This window comes from Emticicia soli (assembly GCF_037860775.1).
Lineage (GTDB): Bacteria > Bacteroidota > Bacteroidia > Cytophagales > Spirosomataceae > Emticicia > Emticicia soli.
The window spans coordinates 112,082-133,357 of the sequence record NZ_JBBEWC010000007.1 but is presented as its reverse complement, the minus strand read 5'-3'; the positions used below and the strand labels follow the sequence as shown (position 1 = coordinate 133,357).

Here is a 21,276-nt window from a genome sequence, read left to right as displayed (position 1 = left end):
GGTTATAATTTTGATACCAGATATTCGTTCAGGTCGTTGAACCCTTTATATAATTTCGAGCAATCCAAAACGGTTTTAAGTGGGTTTTCTTCAATTATTTTCTGTGTAGCTCTAATGCCAGCGGCATCATTATCTAGGTACAGCCACATTTGTTTGTATTTGTCAAATGACACTTTTTTAAGCGTATTAAGGCTGTTTAAGATTATATAATCCGCTTGGTAATGGTCAGCGTGCAAGCCTAAACGCAGATATGACAGAAAACTAAAAAAGCCCTCAAAAACGGCTAGTTTGTCGGTTCTTGCAAAAGATACAGTTCTTATATGCTTAGTACCCAAACAACCTTTAAAACCCTTGTCGTTTGGCGTTTTAGGGGGTGAGCGTAACTCATAGCCGCCGTTATCGTTCTGAAAACCGATTGATACAAAGTTGTTTTGCCCGACCCTGTAATGTATCTGTTTTAGGTATGTATCTGCTAGAAATCTGCTTACCCCTCTGTTATATACGTAGCTTAAAAGTCTATCGCTAGTAAGCGGTTTTACATCGGTTAAAGTGATTTTTGAATCTTTGTAGTAAACCTCTTTTTTAAATTCTATTATTGAATTATCAAGGCTAATAAGCCATAGTACAGCATCTTGAAAACCTTTACCACGCACTTGCATTGCAAACTTGATTATATCACCACTAAAGCCACTAGAAAAATCATTTATCAGGTTCTTTTTGGGTTCAACCAAACAAGATGCTGTACGCTCGTCTGTGAATGGTGAATAGTATAGTAATTGACCGTTTGTTACCTTACAGAAAGGTACACCCAAAGCCGCCAAAGCAGTTTGGAATGTTACGGCTTTAGCGGCTTTCTTTTGTTCGTCTGTTACCCACATAATTATATAAAGGTTCGATAAGGTATAAAATAAAAATTGCTAGTGTGATAGGGGTGCTAAGTATGATTAGCAAGCACCGGAGTATGGTTTTCATTGGTTACGCTGTAAATGCAGTTTTTAAACTACTACCAGTTAGCAAAAGAATTAAAGGCATTGCCAGTACCAGTGGTATCAGGCAGATAGTAATGCCTATGATTTTTAGAGTGTGTCTCATTTGGTGTTTTTGAATTTCAGTAGTAAGCGATTCGAAAAGCCTATCAGATACGTTTTTTGTTTCTCTAGTAAAGCCGTTCTTTCTTCTTGCTTTTTTAGTTGCTCTCTCAGTACAGAGTTTTCAATTGTCAGGTCAGTTATTGTTTTCATCGGTAGCAGGTTTAAGTATTTCGGTTTCTTCGTCCATGTCAATCACTTCAAACAATGACAGTAAATCTTTAGGTATTTCGTCTTTAACTAATTGAGCCGCAACAACTACTTTAATTGTTGATGTTAACGACACTTTTGCTAAATAAAAGAGGTCATTAATTGTTGCTACTTCATCTACTCCAAGTATATCGTATTCTTTCTCTAAGACGGCTTTATTAGCGAATTTTACACTTATAAGGCTTTTGATTACTATTTTTTTAGGGTAACAATCTGCTAAGATTTTGTAAAATCTTAGTGTTTTGCCTGTTCCTTGGCGGCCTATAATTAGGCGTGGTTTTGGTCTTTGGTTGCGGCTCATTGTTCAATGGTTAATTGTACGTTTTTGTTAAAAGCAGGAATGTTTTTGAACTGTGTAGAAAATGGCTTTAGAATTTCCCCTAAATCCAATTCGCATACATGACAGAATAGTAGTACATCGAATAGTTCGGGCTCTTTGACACGATTCCGAAATGTACGTTCTGATAGTTTGGTTTGCTCAATCCAAACTTTTCTAAAATAGCTTGCAGCAGCAGGGCTAACCGTAAGATAAGTTTTTTGAAAGATTGATTTCATTTGACTATTTGTTTGGTAATAATTTTGCCGTTATTTGTCAAGTAATTACCACTTGCGGCAATCATTTGACCGCACAAACATACAAACATTTGACATTGATGTCAAGTGATTGACATGATTTATTTCGTGTTGACATTATTTTACATTTATCACAGCCAATTTGTTAATGAAACCCCTAGAAAAAATTATAAAGCAGAGACTTGCCGAATTAGGTATGCAGGTAAAAGACTTAGTACCACTGATTGGAGTTAGCGACCAATCCGTGCTTAGTAGAATCTTCAAAAGAAATTCTACCTCGTACGAAACCTTAGTAAAAATTTCGAATGCATTGCAAATACCAATAGAAGAATTGACAGGTGAAGTTATGCCAGTAAGTAACGTGAAAGTTGTTAGTGATTATGAATTAGTTGAACTGCCATATATCCCGATTGATGCACGGGCAACTTTTATTAGTAGCATCGTAGAAAATATGCCAATTGTATTAGAAAAATTTCAAGTGTTAGTGACTGACAAAAAAGAGAATCTTAAAGACAACTTAGTGTTTGAAGTAGACGGCGACTCTATGGAGCCTAAACTGTGGTCTAAAATGAAAGTAAGGGTTAAGCCAGTACCGCATAATGATTGGGAGTTTATTCCAAGCGGTATTTATCTGGTATTGTATCGTAATGAATACTTGGTAATCAAGCGAATTAAATCTAATCAAATGCAAACTACTGGTACAATCACATTGCATAGTGATAACGAAGAAACAGGCGGAAGTTTGACACTCCAAAAAAAGGATATTAATAATATCTGGCGTGTACTCAGAATCGTAGATGCGCCTCTGGGATAGGTTAAAATTAATGTGTATCAAGTGATACAGATATACAAAGTGATACTGTATCACATTACCCCTAATATATTGATAATGAAGAAGTTACGAACCAAAAATAGTACTCTCTGCGTCTCCACAACAAAACGACAAAAGCCTGATAATCAGGCTTTTGTCGTTTTGTTAATACGAATACATCTGTATCAAACTACACAAAACGTCAAACCTGTGACCATTAAAGATAATATTCTACGTCACAAAAGTAGAGACTTTGCTGCCCTAATCATCAGCCTCTTGGCTTTAACAGAAAAAAGCATTCTTGCAAATCCTTCAATATGCCGTAAAGCGTTACCAGATGCAAGCCGAAAACACGGTAATTAAGCTATCTGATGGCACATACAATGCACAGGATATTTATTTAGAATTTACCAACCTTATTTATTGAGGTTAGTTTGCATATAGTGAATGGCAGAGGTGAAACAATTGTTTAGATTTTTTTTAGTGATTTATTAATAGTTATGAAATGTAAAAAGCCCGATTTTATCGACCTTTTTTGTTTCTTTATACCCTTATAATAAATAAATTCTAATTTATTAACTAGCTTATATATATTTACTTAATCAATAAATATTAGCTTGAAATATTTAATATGAAATTAAATAATATTTTAATTACAGGTGTCGCAGGAATCAATAATATATCTATAAACTTTAATCCCCAAATGAATATTATTTGCGGACCTAATGGGATTGGTAAAACTACTATTTTAGAGTCAATCGGGCATTTATTTTTTAGAGGACCAAATAGAGTTTTAAAAAGGAGTGCTAATTCAAGTTATGGTTTAATTAATGGAGAATTTTCTATTAATAACTCTAGAGAAAAAATTGAAATTAAATTTAAGGATTTTAAAGGAATTGACTCAGGATACATAGAAAATTATTCAGAGCTTGCAAAATTTATAATTTCTTTAAAAATTTCTAGATATTTTGAGTACCGTGAGTTAGACAGTATATCAAAAGACTACTTCAAAAATCCAGAGCAAATATCAGAGGAGGCTTCTTCAGGAGTTAAATTCTTTAATGTTAAAAATTGGATAGTACGAAGATTTATATTTTCTGCACATGAAAACGCTCTTACTCCCTCACAAGCACAAAATTTCGAGATAGTCAAAAAATGTTTTTCAATAATAAATAATGACTTTAGTTTTAGCAGGATAGATGCTTTAACAAATGATATAATGATAAATACTCCAAACGGAGAAATTTATTTCGAGTATTTATCTGCTGGATATAAATCTATTCTATCAATTTTATTTTCTGTAATAAATGAGGTCGAGCATAGATTTGACACTTCAATAGTTGTAGAAGAATTTGAAGGAATTATATTAATTGATGAATTAGAATTGCATTTACACCCGAATTGGCAGGAAAAAATAGTTAAAATATTGATTGAAACTTTCCCTAAAGCACAATTTTTTGTTACAACTCATAGTCCACATATTATTCAAAATGCTTTACCTAATCAAATAATTGCTTTGGAGTTAAGAGGTAAGGATGTGGTTCAGAGAGAAATTCCAAATACAGAATATGGGTTTCAAGGATGGACAATTGAAGAAATCCTGACAGATATTATGGGCATGAAAGACACCCAAACTACCTTGTTTAATAATAAAATTAAAGCATTCCAAAATCTAATTCAAAAGGAAGATTATCAGGAAGCGTTGATTTTATACAATGAGCTAAATATTTTATTACATCCACATAATGAATTAAGAGAATTATTTAAATTCCAACTCATTTCTATTAAAGACAAAAATAATGATTAAGCTAGAAAGGAACTTTACTCCTATAATTTTAACTCCGTCTTTTGTTGAACAAAAAACTCAAGAATTCAAATCAAAAAAAAATCGCGTTTGGGATATCCCCTTACTAAAAAAGGCTCTTTTAGAACTGAGTTCTGAAAAATGTGCATATTGTGAATGTAATATAATGGAAGAGTCGAAATATATGGAAGTAGAACATTTTGAAGATAAAGACCGTTACCCTGATAAAGTTCTAAGTTGGGAAAATCTTTTACCTTCTTGTAAAAGGTGTAATGGTATAAAAAGTACCCATGATGTTATCAATGAGCCAATTATTAATCCTTTTATTAATAACCCTTCTGAGCATTTAGCATTCCGTCTATATAATTTCTCAGAGAAATCCATGTTAGGTGAAACAACTATTGAGACACTTGATTTGAATAATATGACTAGGGTTGTTAACAAACGATTTAAAGTTGGACAAGAGTTAATCAAATTAATTGCTAGAACTTTAATATTTTCAGAAAACTATGTTAATAAAAAATCTACAAGGAATAAAAATACTCTTATATCGACTATCACGGATATTTTGGAGCAATGCTTACCTTATTCACAATATTCTGCAACCCTCTCTACTATATTACACTCTGATAAAAACTATCTCAAAATAAAAAAAATCATGCAGGAAAATTCTTTGTGGACTGAAGAAATAAATCAATTAGATATAGATTCACAAAAAATTAAATTGGATATTGTATAAATTAATATTTCATATTGCCCTTTGATGTGTTATTCTGCTTACAGAATTAGTATCTGGTGTAATTGGTTTATCGCAAGCACAGAAAATAAATAATAGGCCAAAAATCAAAAAGTGCTTCATGAGGAGAGTTTCGGTTAAAAAAGTAAATAGGTTAATACAGCCTAAATATAATGAAGAAAGGCAATGGTATTCTCAGAGTAATCCCTAAAAATTAACAAGTTCCAAAAAAATAACCGATAGGTACCTAAATGATGTAGTTTAGCTTTTATTTATATTGTTTTCCTGTTCCTTATTCAAATTCGCTTAGGTATTCTTTTCTCTAGCCCTAAACCAAGCATAAGAAACCAATTTCGTAAAGGCATTCAAATACACATATCTATCCGGAAAAACCACTAGCCTTTTCTTTTCCATTTCATTAGGGATGGCGTAGTATTTTACTAATTGGTGCGATAGCGCAAGCCAACTCATAGGCGTGTCTTGTAGCTGACGATAAATGTTTCGGTGGTTGTATTTCGACCAGAAATGGTCGTATTCTTTGCTGGTTTCCCAATAATCAAAAATATGTTTTTGTAGCTTAGGTTCAATTTGCTGATGTGGTTCTGAATCTAAAAATATGCCTTGCATAATGGCATTGCCAATAGCAAAAATTCTCGACATTTTCATTTCGGCAGCCCAAGTCTGTAATGTTGCAAATTCAAGTTCAGGATGTTGATTCTTAAAAGCTAACATATCCGAAAAATCCTTGAGCCGTATCCAGCAACCTCGTCCGCCATGATGATTAAGCATCATCTTGAAAATAGTCTTTGTGTTGGGTATCAATAATTGTCGCCGTTGGAAAGTCTCAACATTTGCTTCCTCAAATAATTCATCAACCCCTAAAGTATATTGGTGAAAGGTCTCTCCTACTGCCCAATGAAAATCGATGTGTACGTTTATTCCTGAGGGCAAATCTTTAAGCAAACTAAGTTCCTGAATTTGTGTTCGCTCTATTAGTTCTGTTAAAACGTGGTCGTCAACGCTAGTAATTTCAGCGTGAGTGGTACTGATAGCATAACCTTCTTGTATTAACAATTTAATGGCCTTCAGCGCATTTCGGGGTTTTACCAATATATCTATATCGCTGCTTTCTCGTAGTATTTTGTTCTTGTATAATTTTTCTATAAACAGTATGCCTTTGTATGGTATAACCTCAATTCCGTTTTCTTGCAAAAGTAGCAGTACCCTTCCTAATTCTTCACTAATCACTAAATTCTTGATAGCCTGACGCCTGCTAAATTTTTCGAAAACCTTAACTTCTTTATTTTTAAAGTCCACAAGTCGGCAAGCTTCATAAAACAGTGGACGAATACGGTGATAAATTACCATTTCGTTCAGTTTCTGCCAATTTACTTCTTTTGAATTAATAAGTATTGCAAATCTATCTTTCGGGCTATTGAGCAGGCAAAGCTTTACAGCCTCAAGCAAAATTTGTAATTCTAATGTAAACCGAGAACCTTGGTAATTCATAAAATCGTAGTTTGAGGCTTATATAAACCCTACAAAGATAAAATTTAATAGAAACGCATTAAAAAAATCTCTTCTGTATTTATCTATCGGGTGTTATAAATAAAACCTTAAAGTAAAGGAAAATAATTGAAATATGAGAGCAAGCTAAATCTTTACAAACAAAAAGCCCACCTTTTAGGCGGGCCTCTGCATAAAGCTTAACTGCAAAATTATTTATACTTGCTTTCGTCGAGATTAAAGAATCTTACGGCATTATTGAAGAATATATCTCTTTTTTGATCTTCTGATAAGTAATTGGCGCTTTCAATAACGTTGATAGACGTTTCTAACAATTTAGGCCATACCATTAAATCGGTACCATACATGATTCGTTTGCCAAAACCTGCCTGAATCAAACGTTGCAAATATGCGTGGATTTCTTCTAATGGGTAACTCCAGATAAAACCTGCTAAATCAACATACACATAGGCATTAGCACCCATCAGGGCAATCATTTCATCAATCATCGGGTATCCGGCGTGCATCACCCAGATTTTAAGTTTCGGGTGGCGAGCCAACATATCTTCTAACAAAAACGGACGACCCAACGAGGCACGGTATTTTGGCGCAGTAATATTGGCCATACCGTTCCCACCTGTACCCATGTGGATTCCTACCGGAACGCCCAATTTTTCGGCTACGCCAAAATATTCGTCAAGGCTCATATCGCTTGGCGACATTCCCTGGTATTGTGGTGCTACTTCGCCCATTACTTTGTAGAAACCTTTAGTAAGCGAATCCTCAAAAGCCTTTACAGTCATTTCTTTTGCGTTGCTGATACCTAACGATGGAATAATACGGCTTGGTGCTGCTTTATGCCAGTTGTGCAAAATTGAAGCATCGCCGCTGGCAACCATAATTACGTTCAGGCGCTCGGCAGTAGCCAGAAGTGCATCTTGCATTTCTTTGTCTGACTTTGCAGCTTTCAGTGGGTCGGCACAACCGTTGTTTAAGAATGAAGGCGCAGGTAACTTAGGGTCGCTGCCTGGCATGTTTTTTAAAAACCACGGGCAAAGGTCGTTGGCAAATGCGGCATTTACTTTCATGGCATGCACGTGTACATCAATAATTGGCGGGCGTTTTTTGGTTTCCTGTGCATTTACCGAAAAGGCAAATAAAGCCAGTAGAACCGCTAGTAATAGCGGACGGGTGTTAGATGTTTGTTTCATATAGTTTTTAATAATACTGTTTAAGCCTCTAAAATAATTCACAAAACTTATACAGCCCAAAAACAGTCGACCGAATGGGTTATAAAGCCTATCAATCGTCGATACTCGGCCTACCAAAGCAGTATTAACGCTTTATATTTTGTTTCTTGAAACTTCTTACTGCCTATGTGCGTTAGAATACTTTAATGGTGTCAGCACCTATCAGCAAGCATAATTATAAGTATCAAAATGACTTTCGAAGAATTAAATCTGAATAAACAATTACTCAATGCCCTTCAAGATTTAGGCTATACAAAACCCACAACCATACAGAAAAAAGCCTTTTCGGTAGTGATGTCGGGGCAAGATGTATGCGGTATAGCACAAACAGGTACAGGTAAAACTTTTGCTTATCTGTTGCCAAGTTTAAGGCAATATCAGTATTCGAAAGATAAAAACCCTCAGTTATTGGTTGTTGTACCAACCCGTGAGTTGGTTGCGCAGGTGGTAGAATCGGTGCAACAATTGAGCAAATACCTGAGCCTGCAAGTGGTTGGTGTATATGGCGGTGTAAACATAAAACAACAGATTGCCGAATTGCTTAACGGCGCTGATGTAATAGTAGGAACTCCCGGCCGACTGATAGATTTATTGGCGATGAATGTCATAAAAACCAAAGCCATCAAGAAATTGGTAATTGATGAGGTCGACGAAATGCTTAACCTCGGTTTTCGTCCGCAATTGGTTAATATCCTTGATTTACTCCCTCAAAAACGCCAGAATCTTTTGTTTTCGGCCACGCTGACCGAAGATGTAGAAGAAATCATTAAGACCTATTTTAACCAGCCTACCCGTATTGAGGCTGCTCCTGCCGGAACACCCCTCGATAACATTGCACAATCAGCTTATCTTGTTCCTAATTTCTATACAAAAGTCAACCTGCTTGATTTACTATTGGCTAAACCTGCCGAAATGAGCAAAGTTTTGGTTTTTGTAGCAACAAAGCAATTAGCCGACCAGTTATTTGAGGAGTTAGAAATGGAATATTCTTCACAAATGGGTGTAATTCACTCTAATAAATCACAGAATAACCGTTTCGATACCATCAATAATTTTCAGAATGGTACATACCGAATATTGATTGCAACTGATATTGTGGCACGTGGTCTGGATATTTCGGAGGTATCGCACGTAATTAATTTTGATGTACCCGAAGTACCCGAAAACTATATCCATCGAATTGGTAGAACAGGCCGACAAGATAAAAAAGGTATTGCTATCAGTTTTTTTGTAGAGAAAGATGCCGAAGCAAAAGAAGCCATTGAGCAATTGATGAATTATAAGATACCAATGCTCGAGTTACCCGTGCAATTGGAAATATCGGACCAGTTGACAGAAGACGAAATGCCAAAGGTAATCATGAAAGAACCTTTGCTAAAAAGACCTAAAAAAGAAGATGTTGGCCCGGCGTTTCATGAAAAACTAGAGAAAAACAAAAAGGTAAACGTACGCCGTGACCACGAAGCCGAAAAGAAAAGAAAGTATGGCAAGTCTTACGAAAAACGAGGCAGAAACTAAGTATTTTTAGCTATCTGGCAAGTTAGTTAAATTTTATCATACTAAAGCGGTGGCATTTTGAGTTTTAATATTTAAGTTTGTATGGTTTTACGACAATTAAATATTAAAATAATTATGCAAAGGCGAAATGCAATTAAAAGTTTATCCTTGGCATTCGGTGGTTTGGTAGCTTTGCCTTCTTGGGCATCGAACTGGACACCGGATTCTATCGGTAAAGTCTCTAACTTATCGTATAATGATGATGCACTACTAGGCGAAATCGTAGAAACCATCATTCCAGAAACCTCTACTCCGGGCGCAAAATCTTTGAAAGTACACCAGTTTGCCCAAAGAATGATTAACGATTGCTACGGCGAAGAACCTCAGAAAATCTTTAAAGAAGGTTTGAAAAAAACTGAGGAACTGGCGCAGCAAACCTATCAGAAATCGTTTGTGGCTTGTGATGCTACCCAAAGAAAAGCTTTGCTTAACAAAATGCTTGATTCTTCGGATAATACAACCAAGCAATTTGCCAACCTGATTAAACGCCTCACGATTCAGGGCTATACCAACTCTGAATATTACATGGTAAATGTTATCAAATTTAACATGGCTCCGGGTTTTTATCATGGCTGTGTGCCAGTAAAAGCATAGTTTGTTATCGGATACCATCCGACTGTGCACTTTAACTCTATTCAATACACTATTCTATTTAAGCTATTATGTCATTTTTAAATATTGATTCTGTCAAAGACCGCACCTTTGACGCAATCGTTGTTGGTTCGGGTATTAGCGGAGGCTGGGCAGCTAAAGAATTAACAGGAAAGGGCCTCCGAACATTGGTACTTGAGCGTGGCCGTGATGTACGCCACGTAACAGACTACCCAACAACCATGATGCAACCATGGGAATTTGACCATCTGGGGCAAATCCCGAAGGCATTGAAAGATGCCAATCCTATCGCCAGCCGTTGCTATGCCTTCAACGAAGACGCTGCACATTTCTTTGTAAAAGACAACGAACACCCTTACATACAAGATAAACCTTTCGACTGGATACGTGGCTATCAGGTTGGTGGAAAATCATTGATGTGGGCTCGTGGTACGCAGCGCTGGTCTGACTACGATTTTACAGGCCCTGCTCGTGACGGCTTCGCCATCGACTGGCCTATCAGATACGCCGATATTGCCCCTTGGTATAGCTACGTAGAAAAATTTGCCGGAATATCAGGTAATAAAGATGGCCTTGCCCAATTGCCTGACGGTGAGTTTTTACCGCCGCACGAGCAATCATGTGTTGAAAAACACTTCACCAACGAAATGGCGAAGCATTATAAAGGTGCTCGTCCGGTAATTATTGGCCGTTGTGCGCACTTAACTAAACCACAGCCTATACATACCCAACAAGGCCGTGGCCAATGCCAAAACCGCTCACTTTGCCAGAGAGGTTGCCCTTACGGTGGCTATTTCAGCAGTAACTCTTCTACCCTACCTTGGGCTGCCCGTACAGGTAAACTTACTTTAAGACCAGACTCGGTTGTGCATTCTATCATCTATGATGAAAAGAAAAACAAGGCATCGGGCGTGAGAGTGGTTGATGCGCATACCAAAGAAATGACCGAGTATTATGCAAGAGTCATATTTGTGAATGCCGCTACTATCAATAGTAACCTTATTTTGTTGAACTCAATCTCTAGCCGATTCCCTAATGGGCTAGGTAACGATAACGGTTTATTGGGCAAATACATCGCCTTCCATAATTTTAGAACCACTATTTCGGCTGAATACGAAGGCTTGCTTGATAGCAAAACAGAAGGTATCCGCCCGAACGGTAGTTATATTCCACGTTTCCGCAATTTGGCTAAGCAAGAAACCGATTTCTTACGTGGTTACGCAGCCGGATTCAGCGGTAGCCGTATGCAATACACAGATAATAGCGGTATTGGCGAAGACCTGAAAAACAGTTTGTTCGACAGAAAATTTGGTAATTGGCGTGTAGGCTCACACATGATGGGCGAAACGATTCCGAAAGAAAGCAATTTTGTAACGCTCGATAAAGACCTGAAAGATGCATGGGGTGTACCTTTGGTAAGAACTTCGGTAGCTTATGATGATAACGATGAAAAAATGATTAAGGATTTTCATGAGCAAATGACCGAAATGCTTACCTTGGCCGGATTCAAGAACATCAGAACCAACGACAACCCTAATAAGGCTCCGGGTCTGGATATTCACGAAATGGGCGGTGTTCGTATGGGTAACGACCCTAAAACATCGTTGCTTAATAAATGGAATGCCATGCACCACTGCAAAAACGTATTTGTTACCGATGGCGCCTGCATGACCTCAAACTCAACACAAAACCCATCACTTACTTTCATGGCTATCACTGCCCGTGCAGCCGACTACGCCGTAAAAGAATTTAAGAAAGGGAATTTATAATTGAAACACATTACCAGAACCCCTCTTCGCAATACTGTGCAGAGGGGTTTGTTGTTTTATAAGGGTTTAAGCAAATAAGTACATCACACACCTCGCACAAAATATGTCCGAATAGTGCGAGGTGTGCGATTTACTTAAACTATCTACTTCATTAACATCACGCTTCTTGTCTTAGAAATATCCTAATCGGTAATTAGTACCATAGATTCGCTATTCCCTACCAGTGTTTTAAATTCTGCTCTTGTAACTTTGTAGAAACAAAAAAAAGGAGTTAGACATTAAACTCATATAATCATGAACTCAGTTGAAGCCGCTTTAAAAATGAAATGCCCTCGTTGCCACGAAGGTGAGATATTTGAAACCAAAAATCCTTTTGCATTAGGCAAAATGACAGCAATGCACAAACATTGCCCTGAATGTAACCTGAAATATGAAAAAGAAGTTGGTTTTTTCTATGGAGCCATGTATGTTAGCTATGCTTTTAACATTGCGCTATTTGTGATAGCCACAGTAGCCTACTATTTATATTTCGAAGCCCGAGTTGATTGGCGTTTGTATATTGGTGCTTATTTGTTATTGACATTTATTTTATTTCCGATATTTTACCGCCTGTCTCGTTCATTGTGGTTACAGTTTTTTAACGATTATCAACCAAAATACAAACAGGCAGTTCATTCGCATTAAAAAAAACATGAGCCCGACAAACCATATTCCGGTAGTAGATATATGTAATCTGACAGATTTCAGAGACGACGACATACTTATCAGCCGTTTTGCCGAATACCTGAGTGCGCACCATAATCTACGCAAGGCTCACCGACATACATTTTATCATTTATTGCTTTTTACCAAAGGAGGCGGAAACCACACCATCGATTTCAGTAGTTTTTCGGTGAAACCATATCAGATATATTTTATGGTACCGGGGCAAGTACATAGCTGGGATTTTGAAGGAGAAGTTGATGGATATGTGGTAAACTTCTCGGCCTCCTTTTTTCAATCCTTTTTATTAAGGCCCGATTACCTAGAGTCTTTTTCTTTTTTCAATGGCATTGCCGAAGACAGCGTTATTAACCTGCCCGAAGAATTACAAGCAAAAGCTGCCAATATTTTTGAAGAAATAGTAAGCTACTCAACCCAGAACAACACTTTCCGATGGGATACTGTACGGGTGTTGCTCCTACAACTATTTCTCGAAATCGAAAAACACACCCACACAAACAAGCTCCCGAGTATTCCTTCATTTAATTATACCCTGCTCAAAAACTTCCAGAAGTTGGTTGATAAGCATTACATCAGCCTAAAACGACCGATGGATTATGCCGAGCAATTGTATATAACCCCCAATCACCTCAATGCCTTGTGCAAAGAGCACCTGGGTATTACGGCCGGTGAGGTAATCCGCAACAGGGTTTTGCTTGAAGCCAAAAGAATGCTTGTGAACCAAAACCTGAGCATTTCTGAGATTTCGTACACGCTCAATTTCAGCGACAATTCCTATTTTACTAAGTTCTTCAAGAAATACGAACACATCACTCCCGAAGAGTTCCGTAAGAAAAGTCTGTAAATATTATTCTACGGCTACATTTATTTTCCTTCTATCTTTCTCTTTTTTTGTGCATTGCACAGAATTGTATTTTTATTGGACGATTCCAACAATATTAAACTTTTCTTGAAAATATTTAGTTCTCTAATTGCAGAACCAAAAAAACTATTTACCTTTGCATTGTTATTATAAACAAATATGGACAGCCTTAAATTAAACGACAAACAATTAGCACTGATTGAGAAACTCGGGCTCTTCTTTGAGTCCGGTTTACAACCAGCACCGGCCCGAATCGCTGCTTTATTGTTGGTATCAGATAGATTAGAGTTAACCTTCGATGAGATTCGTGAAGTACTGAATTTAAGTAAAAGTGCCACAAGCAACGCCTTGAATTTCTTGCTTTCAATGCAAAGAATCGAGTATATTACCAAGCCAGGCGATAGAAAACGCTATTTTAAAAGCAATATATCAGACTGGAAAGAAAACATGAAAACTAAGTTTCTTGAATTTGAAAAAGTAAATGCGCTCATGCGTGAGGTGCTCGACCAACGCCCGCACTCAACAAAAGATTTTAATCAGGGACTTGAAGAATTTATTAACTTTCTTGGGTTCATGCATAGCGAAATTCCGGCTCTATTCAAGAAATGGGAACAACTTAAAAAGTAGTTTTTTTTGACATTATTAGTTCTTTTAATTCAGAACTAAAAAAATTAAACAAATTCTCAATATTGTACAAAATAATGAAAAAAGTTAAAGCATTACCGATAACAATACTGCTGCTGATGGTATCGGTTATCACACAAGCACAAGAAACCGCACCTGTTGTTTTTAGCCTGAAAGAGAGTATCGCTTACAGTTTAAAGAATAATCCGACAAGTACTATCTATAAAAACGAAGTATTGATTGCGAAACAGAAAAAAACCGAAGCTTTGGCAGGTTATTTACCACAAGTAAACGGTACAGCAACCTTTGATGACAACCTGAAACGCCAGGTAACAGTATTACCCGCAGGTGCATTTAGCCCTGAAGAAATCAAGATTCAGTTTGGTAACCAATACAACACCAACCTTGTAGCGCAAGTAGACCAGGTTTTGTTTGACAGAACGGTTTCGGTAGCCAAAGAAGCGAATAAAGTAAATACCCTGATAGCAGATTTGAAACTGTTGCAAAACAACGAAACAATTGTTTACAATACCATAACGGCTTATTATCAGATATTGACGCTTAACGAGCAAGAGAAACTCTTGGCTGAAAATGAGAAGAAGTATGAAGAATTGTTAAGAATCTTAAAATTACAATTCGAAAAAGGCGTGATTAAAAAAGTAGATTACGACCGTATGAAAGTTAGCCAAAGCAACATCAAGTCGCAATTATCACTTCTGAAAACAAACAAAGAACTAGCTCTGAATAAGTTGAAATTTGCAATGGGAATGGAATTAGGACACAAAATTGCCATCAACGATTCGCTAGATTATTCAATGCAGGTAAGTTTACCGGAAAGCAACCAATTAGATGTTAAAAATCTGCTTGATTTCAAAATTCAGTCAAACAACATTGCTTTACAACAATTAGATGTAGAACGTAAAAAGTATGCTTTTTATCCTACTCTGGGAGCCTATGCCCGCTACGGTGCCCAATCGTTTGGTAACGAATTTGGCAAATCATTCACCAACTGGTTCGATTACTCTTCGATTGGTTTGAAATTGAACATTCCGATTTGGGATGGAAACAGAAAGAAAAGCCAGTTGTCGCAAAGCAGATTAAGTTTACTAAATGCCCAGGAAAACTTAAAACTAAGCGAAAGAAACTATGAATTACAGTTTCAGAATGCCAACACACAATTGTTCCGCTCTTATACTAGCATGAACGACAACAAAGAAACGCTTACGCTTGCCGAAGAGATATTGAAAAACACAAGTTTGCAGTATCAGAAAGGAACTGCTTCATTGACTGATTTTATTAATTCTGATTACTCGTACAAAGAAGCACAAAGCAATTACATTTCATCATTACTGAATTTCTTAACAGCACGTATCGACTTAGAGAAATCGCAAGGGAATCTTTCAACATACGTCAATCAATTAAAGTAATTATTAGTACATCATTTAAATTAATCTTAAGCTCCTGAGCTTTTTAATATACAAAAAAATGAAAACAAAAATCATCACAATAGCTATTATCGTTGCCGTTATAGGAGCCATATCGTTCCAGTTGGTAGCCAACAAAAAGAAAATTGACGAGAGTAAGAAAGTTGTAGACCGTAGCCAGGTAGCCATATTTGTAACTACTACCAAAGTTGCCTTGCTTCCGATAAGTGGAAACTTAACATTGCCCGCTGTATTAGAACCGAAGGAAAAAGCCACGCTTTCGTCGAGCACACAAGGTAAGATTGAGACCCTGAACATTGAACTCGGCACAAGGGTTGCTAAAGGCCAGGTAATTGGTATGGTTGATACAAAAGTAAAACAAATCAGCTTGCAATCAACTGAGCTGACTATCAACAAAGCAAAAACAGACTACGACCGTAATAAAGAATTATTAGCCGGAAACGCCATCAATGAAACAGCCGTTAACGATGCTAAATATAACTACGAAAACAACAAGATTCAGGCTGAGCAATTGAAACAACAAATTGCCGACGGAAAAATTGTTGCGCCAATAAGTGGTACTGTAACCGACAAAAAACTAACAGCCGGCGAGTATGCCAACATAGGCACCCCAATTGCCTCTATTGTTGATGTCAGCCAATTAAAAACTGTGGTATATGTAAACGAAAAAGACGTTTATGAGTTAAAAATGGGTCAATCGGCTATTATTACAACAGATGTGTACCCGACCAAAACTTTCAACGGACGTATCATTTACATAAGCCCACAAGGCGACGAAAACCACAACTACAAAGTAGATATTTTGTTGGCTAATGGCAATGCTGCTTTAAAAGCAGGTACTTACGTAAAAGTTGAGTTTAACCTTAACAAAAATGCAAATGCTTTGCAAATTCCTAAAAAAGCATTGGGTGATGGTATGAAAAACCCTTATGTTTTTGTAGCAGAAGGCAACAAAGCTGCGCTTCGTAAAATTGTATTAGGTAGAGAAGTAGGCGAAAACGTAGAGGTTTTAAGCGGTTTGAACGAGGGTGATCAAATCATTACTGAGGGTATCATCAATATTGTGGACGGAAGTAATATTCAAATCGCACCTAACAAATAATCAGAGCCATGTCAATAACAGAATTATCAATAAAACGACCATTACTGATTACAGTAATTTTCGTTACCCTTATACTCTTCGGTTTCATTAGTTATAAAACATTAAACTATAACTTATTACCGAAATTTGAAACAAACGTGATTATGGTGCAGACTACTTACAGAGGTGCCGCCTCTGACGAAGTAGAAAGCAGTGTTACGAAACCTCTTGAAGAAGCGGTGTCGGCCATTGAAGGTGTAGATATGATTTCGTCTTCGTCGCAAGAAGGTCTTTCGTTAATTACAGTTACGCTTAAGTCTGGTTTTAGTGTAATCAATGCCCAACAAGATGCTGAGCGTAAAGTAAATCAGATTAAGTCGAGACTTCCTGATGAAATTGACGACCCGGTTGTATCAAGACTAAGCCTTGACGACCTTCCGATTCTGAAAGTGAGTACAACATCAAGCATACCGCAAACAGAATTATACGATTTCATCGACTTGCAGGTTAAACCATTGTTAACAAACGTAGCAGGTGTAGCGCAGGTAAATATTATTGGTGGCAACGAGCGTGAGATTGAGGTTTACCTCGATAATGATAAGTTACAAACTTACAACATTTCGTCGGCAATGGTAAATCAGATTATTGCCAGCAGTGGGGTTTCGTATCCGGCGGGTAATATCAAAACCGACCAATCACGTTTCTCGTTGCGTCTTGATGCGAAACTGAAAAAAGTTGAAGACATCAGAAATCTTGTGATTCGTGAAAATGCCAACGGTAGCCGTATTTTGTTGAAAGATGTGGCCTCAGTAACCGACTCACAAACAGAGGCTTCTACTTTGAACCGTATCAACGGTAAACCGGCTATCGGTATTCAGATCATGAAACAAACCGATGCCAATGCGGTAGAAGTAAGTGCAGGTGCAAAAGCAGCTTTGGCTAAAATCAAAACCAGCTATCCGTCTAAAGATTTCAATTATGAAATTGCTTCTGACCAATCGGTTTATACATTAGCCTCAGCCGATGCCGTAATGCATGACTTGTATCTGGCTATTATCATTGTGGGTGCTATCATGGTACTTTTCTTACACAGTGTTCGTAGTTCGTTGTTTGTATTGGTGGCCATTCCATCAGCCATGATTCCGACCTTCATTCTGATGTGGGCATTTGGGTTCTCTCTGAACCTAATGACTTTGATGGCCTTATCGCTTGTTGTAGGTATTCTTGTAGATGATAGTATTGTGGTATTGGAGAATATTTACCGACACCTTGAAATGGGTAAAAACAAACGTGAAGCAGCGCTTGAAGGTAGAAATGAGATTGGATTTACTGCGATGGCCATTACCCTTGTTGACGTTGTGGTGTTCTTGCCTCTTGCCTTGGCCGGTGGTTTGATCGGAAATATACTGAAAGAGTTCTCGCTTGTAATCGTATTCTCTACCCTTATGAGTTTGTTCGTATCATTTACACTTACGCCGCTATTAGCTTCAAGATGGGGTAAATTAGAAATTCTGAACGAAAAAACACTTTGGGGGAAACTTAATTTAGGTTTTGAGAGTATTATTGATAAGATACGTGACATGTACCTAAGTGTTTTGAACTGGGCTTTAGGTCATAAACGCTACGTATTTATTGGTATTATCTTATTGTTTGTAGGTACTTTCACATTGCTTTCAAAAGGTTTTGTTGGTGCGTCGTTCATTGGCAATGCCGACCGTGGTGAGTTATCAATTCAGCTTGACTTAGCGCCTGAAACACCATTGGTACAAACCAACCAGGCAGTAGCAAAAGTTGAAAAAATGTTGTTAGAACGCCCGGAAGTAACAAACGTTTTCTCGAATGTTGGTACACAGGCTTCGGTAATCGGAAACTCATCGAACAGTAACCTTGCTGAAATCACAGTTACACTGGTTGATAAACACGACCGCAAAATTTCGACAGATGAATTTGGACAGATAATGCGTGATACGATTTCGAGAATACCGGGTTTAAGTGTAAATATCCAGCCGATTTCGGCAACAGGTAATGCACAGGCGCCTATTACAATTGCGGTAAAAGGTACAGTGATGGACGATGTGGTAAAAGCGGCTGCTATTGTAAAACAGATTGTGGTGAAAGTTCCGGGTACTGATTATGTGAACTATAGTACAAAGAACCCTAAAACAGAGGTAGCGATTAATATCGACCGTGACAAGATGTCGAAATTAGGATTGGGTATTCCTGAAGTTGGTTCGGCTGTACAGTTGGCCTTTCAGGGGAACAACAACACTAAATACAAAGATAAAGGTGAAGAATACGGTATCAATATTATTTTCGATAAATCGGATAAACAAAATATTGACAACGTAAGAAACTTAACGATACGTAACAACCGTGGTGCGATTGTAAAACTAACCGACTTTGCAAGTATCAGTGAGATTGTAGGTCAGTCAATCTTGGAAAGAACCGACCGTTTGAGCTCAATCAAAATCAACTCAGCGGCGGTGGGTCGCCCATCGGGAACAATTGTAGAAGATATTAAGAAAGAATTGGCAAAAACAAAATTACCTGAGGGTGTTATTATTGACTACTTAGGTGATGCCAAGAATCAGGGAGATGCCTTCGGTAGTTTAGGTTTGGCAATGGGTATCGGTATCTTGTTAGTGTACCTTATCATGATTGCCCTTTACGAAAGTGTGGTTTATCCTTTTGTGGTGCTTTTCTCGATTCCGGTAGCGATGATTGGGGCAATTCTGGCACTGGCACTGACAATGAACTCGTTCACTATCTTTGCTATCCTGGGTTTAATTATGCTCCTCGGGCTTGTGTGTAAGAATGCGATTCTAATCGTTGACTTCACAAACCACCTGAAAAGCGAAGGATTATCGGTAAAAGAAGCTTTGATGGAAGCAGGGAAAGAACGTCTACGTCCGATCTTGATGACAACGCTTGCCATGATATTCGGTATGTTGCCTATTGCTTTGGCATCTGGCGCAGGTGCTGAAACCAAAAACGGTATGGCATGGGTAATTATCGGTGGTCTGACAAGTTCGATGATATTAACCTTGATTCTGGTTCCGGCTGTTTATATGGTGATTGAAGGATGGAGAGTAAAAGTGAACAAAGTGTTCGGTTTAGGCGGCAAGAAAAAAGCTAAAGCTACAACAGCTAAGGTTGAAACGGTTTAAATGATGTCAAATAATAGTTGAATGAATAAAGCGTGTGATTTTCACACGCTTTTATTTTTTATCCCCTACCACGGTATCTCCCCAGTTTCAGGATTAGTTTCTTCGCTGAAAAACTTGCCTGTTGGGCCATTTTCATCGAGTAAGGCATATTTTATTATTCGCTTGGCTGCAACATCAACTTCGCCGCCATTAAAATTAGTAAAATCGGTTTTAGTAAGTCCGGGGCAAACTGCATTTATTTTAAATGCCGTATTTCGCATTTCGTAAGCCAAATGAACAGTGTACATATTCATGGCAGCTTTTGAAGAACCATAAACTGCATATTTTGCATAATCATAAGCAGGCCAATCAGGATTACTTTGAAGCGCTAGAGAACCTACACTTGTACTTACATTTACAATCCTAGGCACTTCGGATTTTCGTAGCAGATTAATAAAAGCCTGTGTTACACTTATTACGCCATAAAAATTGGTTTCAAATACTTCTTTATAATTATCAATGCTTGTCTCAATTGCATTTTGTGGTACAATACCGCTAATGCCTGCATTGTTTATCAGAATATCAAGATGGCCTTGCTCCATTTCAATGATATTCTTTGCAGCTAAAATGGTTTCGGGCTTGGTAACATCTATTTCAATGGCTTGTATATTTTCAGAACCATTCTCAATGAGCTCTTTTATAATTGCGTTTCCTTTCGCTATATCACGGCTACCTAAATAGACGAATAATCCTTTTTTTGCAAGCTGTTTTGCTGTTTCTAAGCCAATACCTTTGTTGGCTCCTGTGATTAATACTGATTTCATTTTTATATTTTTTAATTAACAATACAAAATTGCTAACTATAAAAATGAGACCATTTACCATTTGGTAAAAAGCAAGTCAGCGGATATTCTTTCTTATTCTGCTCAATGATTGTTGCGTAACACCCAAGTAAGAAGCAATATAAGCTAGCGGAATACGGTTAGTAAGGGAAGGGTAATTTTCCATAAATTCCAGATAGCGGGTTGTGGCATCTTGAGAAATCACAGGGCCTTTTCTGGACTTTTGGAACATGCATAGCTGCACCATCTTATTTTTAATACTATCCCAGCCGACAATAGTATGCGAAAGTTCTTCCCATTTTTGTTTCGAAAACACAATGAGTACACAATCAGTGCAAGCTTGTAGATATTCTGATGAAGCATTGTTTGAATCAAAATTCACAATATCAACCACCAAATTGTTTTCGCTGATAAAACAACGGGTTATTTCATCACCTTTATTGTTATAATAACATCCTCGAATGACACCCTTTACAACAAAACCAACCTGTTTCGGGATTTTTCCTGCTTCTGAAAAATACTCGTCCTTACGCAAATGTTTTTCAGTTGCACTTTGTCTTATCAAGTCAATTTGTTGCGTATTCAAATTACCAAAGCGCAGAATATATTCTATCAATTCATCCATAGCGCAAATTAA

General features: G+C 37.4%; 21 protein-coding genes. 13 read left to right on the top strand and 8 right to left on the bottom strand.

Going from position 1 to position 21,276, the window contains the following annotated elements; translation table 11 throughout:
• Positions 1-2: 2 nt before the first annotated feature.
• The 4 genes from WAE64_RS12600 to WAE64_RS12585 all read right to left on the bottom strand — a co-directional run bounded on the left by WAE64_RS12600 (position 3) and on the right by WAE64_RS12585 (position 1,853).
• Positions 3-878 (bottom strand): toprim domain-containing protein, encoded by an 876-nt coding sequence (locus WAE64_RS12600; protein ID WP_340236958.1) that lies wholly within the window; start codon positions 876-878, stop codon positions 3-5.
• 210 nt (positions 879-1,088) lie between these two features.
• A complete protein-coding gene (locus tag WAE64_RS12595; protein WP_340236956.1) occupies positions 1,089-1,241 on the bottom strand; it encodes a hypothetical protein in 153 nt (50 codons plus the stop codon).
• On the bottom strand, positions 1,225-1,599 hold the full coding sequence (locus WAE64_RS12590) for a hypothetical protein (RefSeq protein ID WP_340236954.1): 375 nt from the start codon (positions 1,597-1,599) through the stop codon (positions 1,225-1,227). The genes WAE64_RS12595 and WAE64_RS12590 overlap by 17 nt, the downstream gene beginning before the upstream one ends.
• Positions 1,596-1,853 (bottom strand): hypothetical protein, encoded by a 258-nt coding sequence (locus tag WAE64_RS12585; protein WP_340236953.1) that lies wholly within the window; start codon positions 1,851-1,853, stop codon positions 1,596-1,598. The genes WAE64_RS12590 and WAE64_RS12585 overlap by 4 nt, the downstream gene beginning before the upstream one ends.
• Before the next feature lie 166 nt (positions 1,854-2,019).
• Here WAE64_RS12585 and WAE64_RS12580 point away from each other — a divergent pair, with 166 nt between their 5' ends.
• The 4 genes from WAE64_RS12580 to WAE64_RS12565 all read left to right on the top strand — a co-directional run bounded on the left by WAE64_RS12580 (position 2,020) and on the right by WAE64_RS12565 (position 5,225).
• Positions 2,020-2,685, top strand: a complete 666-nt coding sequence (locus WAE64_RS12580; RefSeq protein ID WP_340236951.1) for an XRE family transcriptional regulator — start codon at positions 2,020-2,022, stop codon at positions 2,683-2,685.
• Between the two features lie 298 nt (positions 2,686-2,983).
• A complete protein-coding gene (locus WAE64_RS12575; protein ID WP_340236949.1) occupies positions 2,984-3,109 on the top strand; it encodes a hypothetical protein in 126 nt (41 codons plus the stop codon).
• A 204-nt stretch (positions 3,110-3,313) separates the two neighbouring features.
• Complete coding sequence (locus tag WAE64_RS12570; RefSeq protein ID WP_340236947.1) at positions 3,314-4,489, top strand: AAA family ATPase; 1,176 nt, start codon at positions 3,314-3,316, stop codon at positions 4,487-4,489.
• Positions 4,482-5,225: an HNH endonuclease gene (locus WAE64_RS12565; protein WP_340236945.1), complete on the top strand. Its 744-nt coding sequence runs from the start codon at positions 4,482-4,484 to the stop codon at positions 5,223-5,225. Before WAE64_RS12570 ends, WAE64_RS12565 begins: the two co-directional genes overlap by 8 nt.
• A 303-nt stretch (positions 5,226-5,528) precedes the next feature.
• On the opposite strand, the gene WAE64_RS12560 is transcribed toward WAE64_RS12565, so the two are convergent.
• The gene (locus tag WAE64_RS12560) at positions 5,529-6,731 is read right to left on the bottom strand and encodes a nucleotidyltransferase family protein (protein ID WP_340236943.1); all 1,203 of its coding nucleotides are present in this window, start codon (positions 6,729-6,731) and stop codon (positions 5,529-5,531) included.
• 209 nt (positions 6,732-6,940) lie between these two features.
• Positions 6,941-7,939 carry an amidohydrolase family protein gene (locus WAE64_RS12555; protein WP_340236941.1) on the bottom strand — a complete coding sequence of 333 codons (999 nt, stop codon included), beginning with the start codon at positions 7,937-7,939 and terminating at the stop codon, positions 6,941-6,943.
• 228 nt (positions 7,940-8,167) lie between these two features.
• On the opposite strand from WAE64_RS12555, the gene WAE64_RS12550 reads away from it, so the two are divergent.
• The 9 genes from WAE64_RS12550 to WAE64_RS12510 all read left to right on the top strand — a co-directional run bounded on the left by WAE64_RS12550 (position 8,168) and on the right by WAE64_RS12510 (position 19,818).
• Positions 8,168-9,496: a DEAD/DEAH box helicase gene (locus tag WAE64_RS12550; protein ID WP_340236939.1), complete on the top strand. Its 1,329-nt coding sequence runs from the start codon at positions 8,168-8,170 to the stop codon at positions 9,494-9,496.
• A gap of 114 nt (positions 9,497-9,610) precedes the next feature.
• Positions 9,611-10,129 carry a gluconate 2-dehydrogenase subunit 3 family protein gene (locus WAE64_RS12545; RefSeq protein ID WP_340236937.1) on the top strand — a complete coding sequence of 173 codons (519 nt, stop codon included), beginning with the start codon at positions 9,611-9,613 and terminating at the stop codon, positions 10,127-10,129.
• Positions 10,130-10,197: 68 nt separating this feature from the next.
• The gene (locus WAE64_RS12540) at positions 10,198-11,916 is read left to right on the top strand and encodes a GMC oxidoreductase (protein ID WP_340236936.1); all 1,719 of its coding nucleotides are present in this window, start codon (positions 10,198-10,200) and stop codon (positions 11,914-11,916) included.
• A 294-nt stretch (positions 11,917-12,210) separates the two neighbouring features.
• Positions 12,211-12,600 carry a DUF983 domain-containing protein gene (locus tag WAE64_RS12535; RefSeq protein WP_340236934.1) on the top strand — a complete coding sequence of 130 codons (390 nt, stop codon included), beginning with the start codon at positions 12,211-12,213 and terminating at the stop codon, positions 12,598-12,600.
• 7 nt (positions 12,601-12,607) lie between these two features.
• Entirely contained in the window at positions 12,608-13,483 is an 876-nt protein-coding gene (locus WAE64_RS12530; RefSeq protein WP_340236932.1) for a helix-turn-helix domain-containing protein, read from the top strand.
• A 177-nt stretch (positions 13,484-13,660) separates the two neighbouring features.
• Complete coding sequence (locus WAE64_RS12525) at positions 13,661-14,128, top strand: GbsR/MarR family transcriptional regulator (RefSeq protein WP_340236930.1); 468 nt, start codon at positions 13,661-13,663, stop codon at positions 14,126-14,128.
• Between the two features lie 74 nt (positions 14,129-14,202).
• Entirely contained in the window at positions 14,203-15,552 is a 1,350-nt protein-coding gene (locus WAE64_RS12520) for a TolC family protein (protein WP_340236928.1), read from the top strand.
• 58 nt (positions 15,553-15,610) lie between these two features.
• Positions 15,611-16,672 carry an efflux RND transporter periplasmic adaptor subunit gene (locus tag WAE64_RS12515; protein WP_340236926.1) on the top strand — a complete coding sequence of 354 codons (1,062 nt, stop codon included), beginning with the start codon at positions 15,611-15,613 and terminating at the stop codon, positions 16,670-16,672.
• 8 nt (positions 16,673-16,680) lie between these two features.
• On the top strand, positions 16,681-19,818 hold the full coding sequence (locus tag WAE64_RS12510) for an efflux RND transporter permease subunit (RefSeq protein ID WP_340236924.1): 3,138 nt from the start codon (positions 16,681-16,683) through the stop codon (positions 19,816-19,818).
• Between the two features lie 65 nt (positions 19,819-19,883).
• On the opposite strand, the gene WAE64_RS12505 is transcribed toward WAE64_RS12510, so the two are convergent.
• A complete protein-coding gene (locus tag WAE64_RS12505; RefSeq protein WP_340236922.1) occupies positions 19,884-20,621 on the bottom strand; it encodes an SDR family oxidoreductase in 738 nt (245 codons plus the stop codon).
• Between the two features lie 76 nt (positions 20,622-20,697).
• Positions 20,698-21,264: a Crp/Fnr family transcriptional regulator gene (locus tag WAE64_RS12500; RefSeq protein WP_340236920.1), complete on the bottom strand. Its 567-nt coding sequence runs from the start codon at positions 21,262-21,264 to the stop codon at positions 20,698-20,700.
• Positions 21,265-21,276 lie beyond the last annotated feature (12 nt).

Coding starts and splice junctions, on each gene's coding strand:
- WAE64_RS12600 (WP_340236958.1), bottom strand. CDS start 878: ATGTGGGTAACAGACGAACAAAAGAAAGCCGCTAAAGCCGTAACATTC.
- WAE64_RS12595 (WP_340236956.1), bottom strand. CDS start 1,241: ATGAAAACAATAACTGACCTGACAATTGAAAACTCTGTACTGAGAGAG.
- WAE64_RS12590 (WP_340236954.1), bottom strand. CDS start 1,599: ATGAGCCGCAACCAAAGACCAAAACCACGCCTAATTATAGGCCGCCAA.
- WAE64_RS12585 (WP_340236953.1), bottom strand. CDS start 1,853: ATGAAATCAATCTTTCAAAAAACTTATCTTACGGTTAGCCCTGCTGCT.
- WAE64_RS12580 (WP_340236951.1), top strand. CDS start 2,020: ATGAAACCCCTAGAAAAAATTATAAAGCAGAGACTTGCCGAATTAGGT.
- WAE64_RS12570 (WP_340236947.1), top strand. CDS start 3,314: ATGAAATTAAATAATATTTTAATTACAGGTGTCGCAGGAATCAATAAT.
- WAE64_RS12565 (WP_340236945.1), top strand. CDS start 4,482: ATGATTAAGCTAGAAAGGAACTTTACTCCTATAATTTTAACTCCGTCT.
- WAE64_RS12560 (WP_340236943.1), bottom strand. CDS start 6,731: ATGAATTACCAAGGTTCTCGGTTTACATTAGAATTACAAATTTTGCTT.
- WAE64_RS12555 (WP_340236941.1), bottom strand. CDS start 7,939: ATGAAACAAACATCTAACACCCGTCCGCTATTACTAGCGGTTCTACTG.
- WAE64_RS12550 (WP_340236939.1), top strand. CDS start 8,168: ATGACTTTCGAAGAATTAAATCTGAATAAACAATTACTCAATGCCCTT.
- WAE64_RS12545 (WP_340236937.1), top strand. CDS start 9,611: ATGCAAAGGCGAAATGCAATTAAAAGTTTATCCTTGGCATTCGGTGGT.
- WAE64_RS12540 (WP_340236936.1), top strand. CDS start 10,198: ATGTCATTTTTAAATATTGATTCTGTCAAAGACCGCACCTTTGACGCA.
- WAE64_RS12535 (WP_340236934.1), top strand. CDS start 12,211: ATGAACTCAGTTGAAGCCGCTTTAAAAATGAAATGCCCTCGTTGCCAC.
- WAE64_RS12530 (WP_340236932.1), top strand. CDS start 12,608: ATGAGCCCGACAAACCATATTCCGGTAGTAGATATATGTAATCTGACA.
- WAE64_RS12525 (WP_340236930.1), top strand. CDS start 13,661: ATGGACAGCCTTAAATTAAACGACAAACAATTAGCACTGATTGAGAAA.
- WAE64_RS12520 (WP_340236928.1), top strand. CDS start 14,203: ATGAAAAAAGTTAAAGCATTACCGATAACAATACTGCTGCTGATGGTA.
- WAE64_RS12515 (WP_340236926.1), top strand. CDS start 15,611: ATGAAAACAAAAATCATCACAATAGCTATTATCGTTGCCGTTATAGGA.
- WAE64_RS12510 (WP_340236924.1), top strand. CDS start 16,681: ATGTCAATAACAGAATTATCAATAAAACGACCATTACTGATTACAGTA.
- WAE64_RS12505 (WP_340236922.1), bottom strand. CDS start 20,621: ATGAAATCAGTATTAATCACAGGAGCCAACAAAGGTATTGGCTTAGAA.
- WAE64_RS12500 (WP_340236920.1), bottom strand. CDS start 21,264: ATGGATGAATTGATAGAATATATTCTGCGCTTTGGTAATTTGAATACG.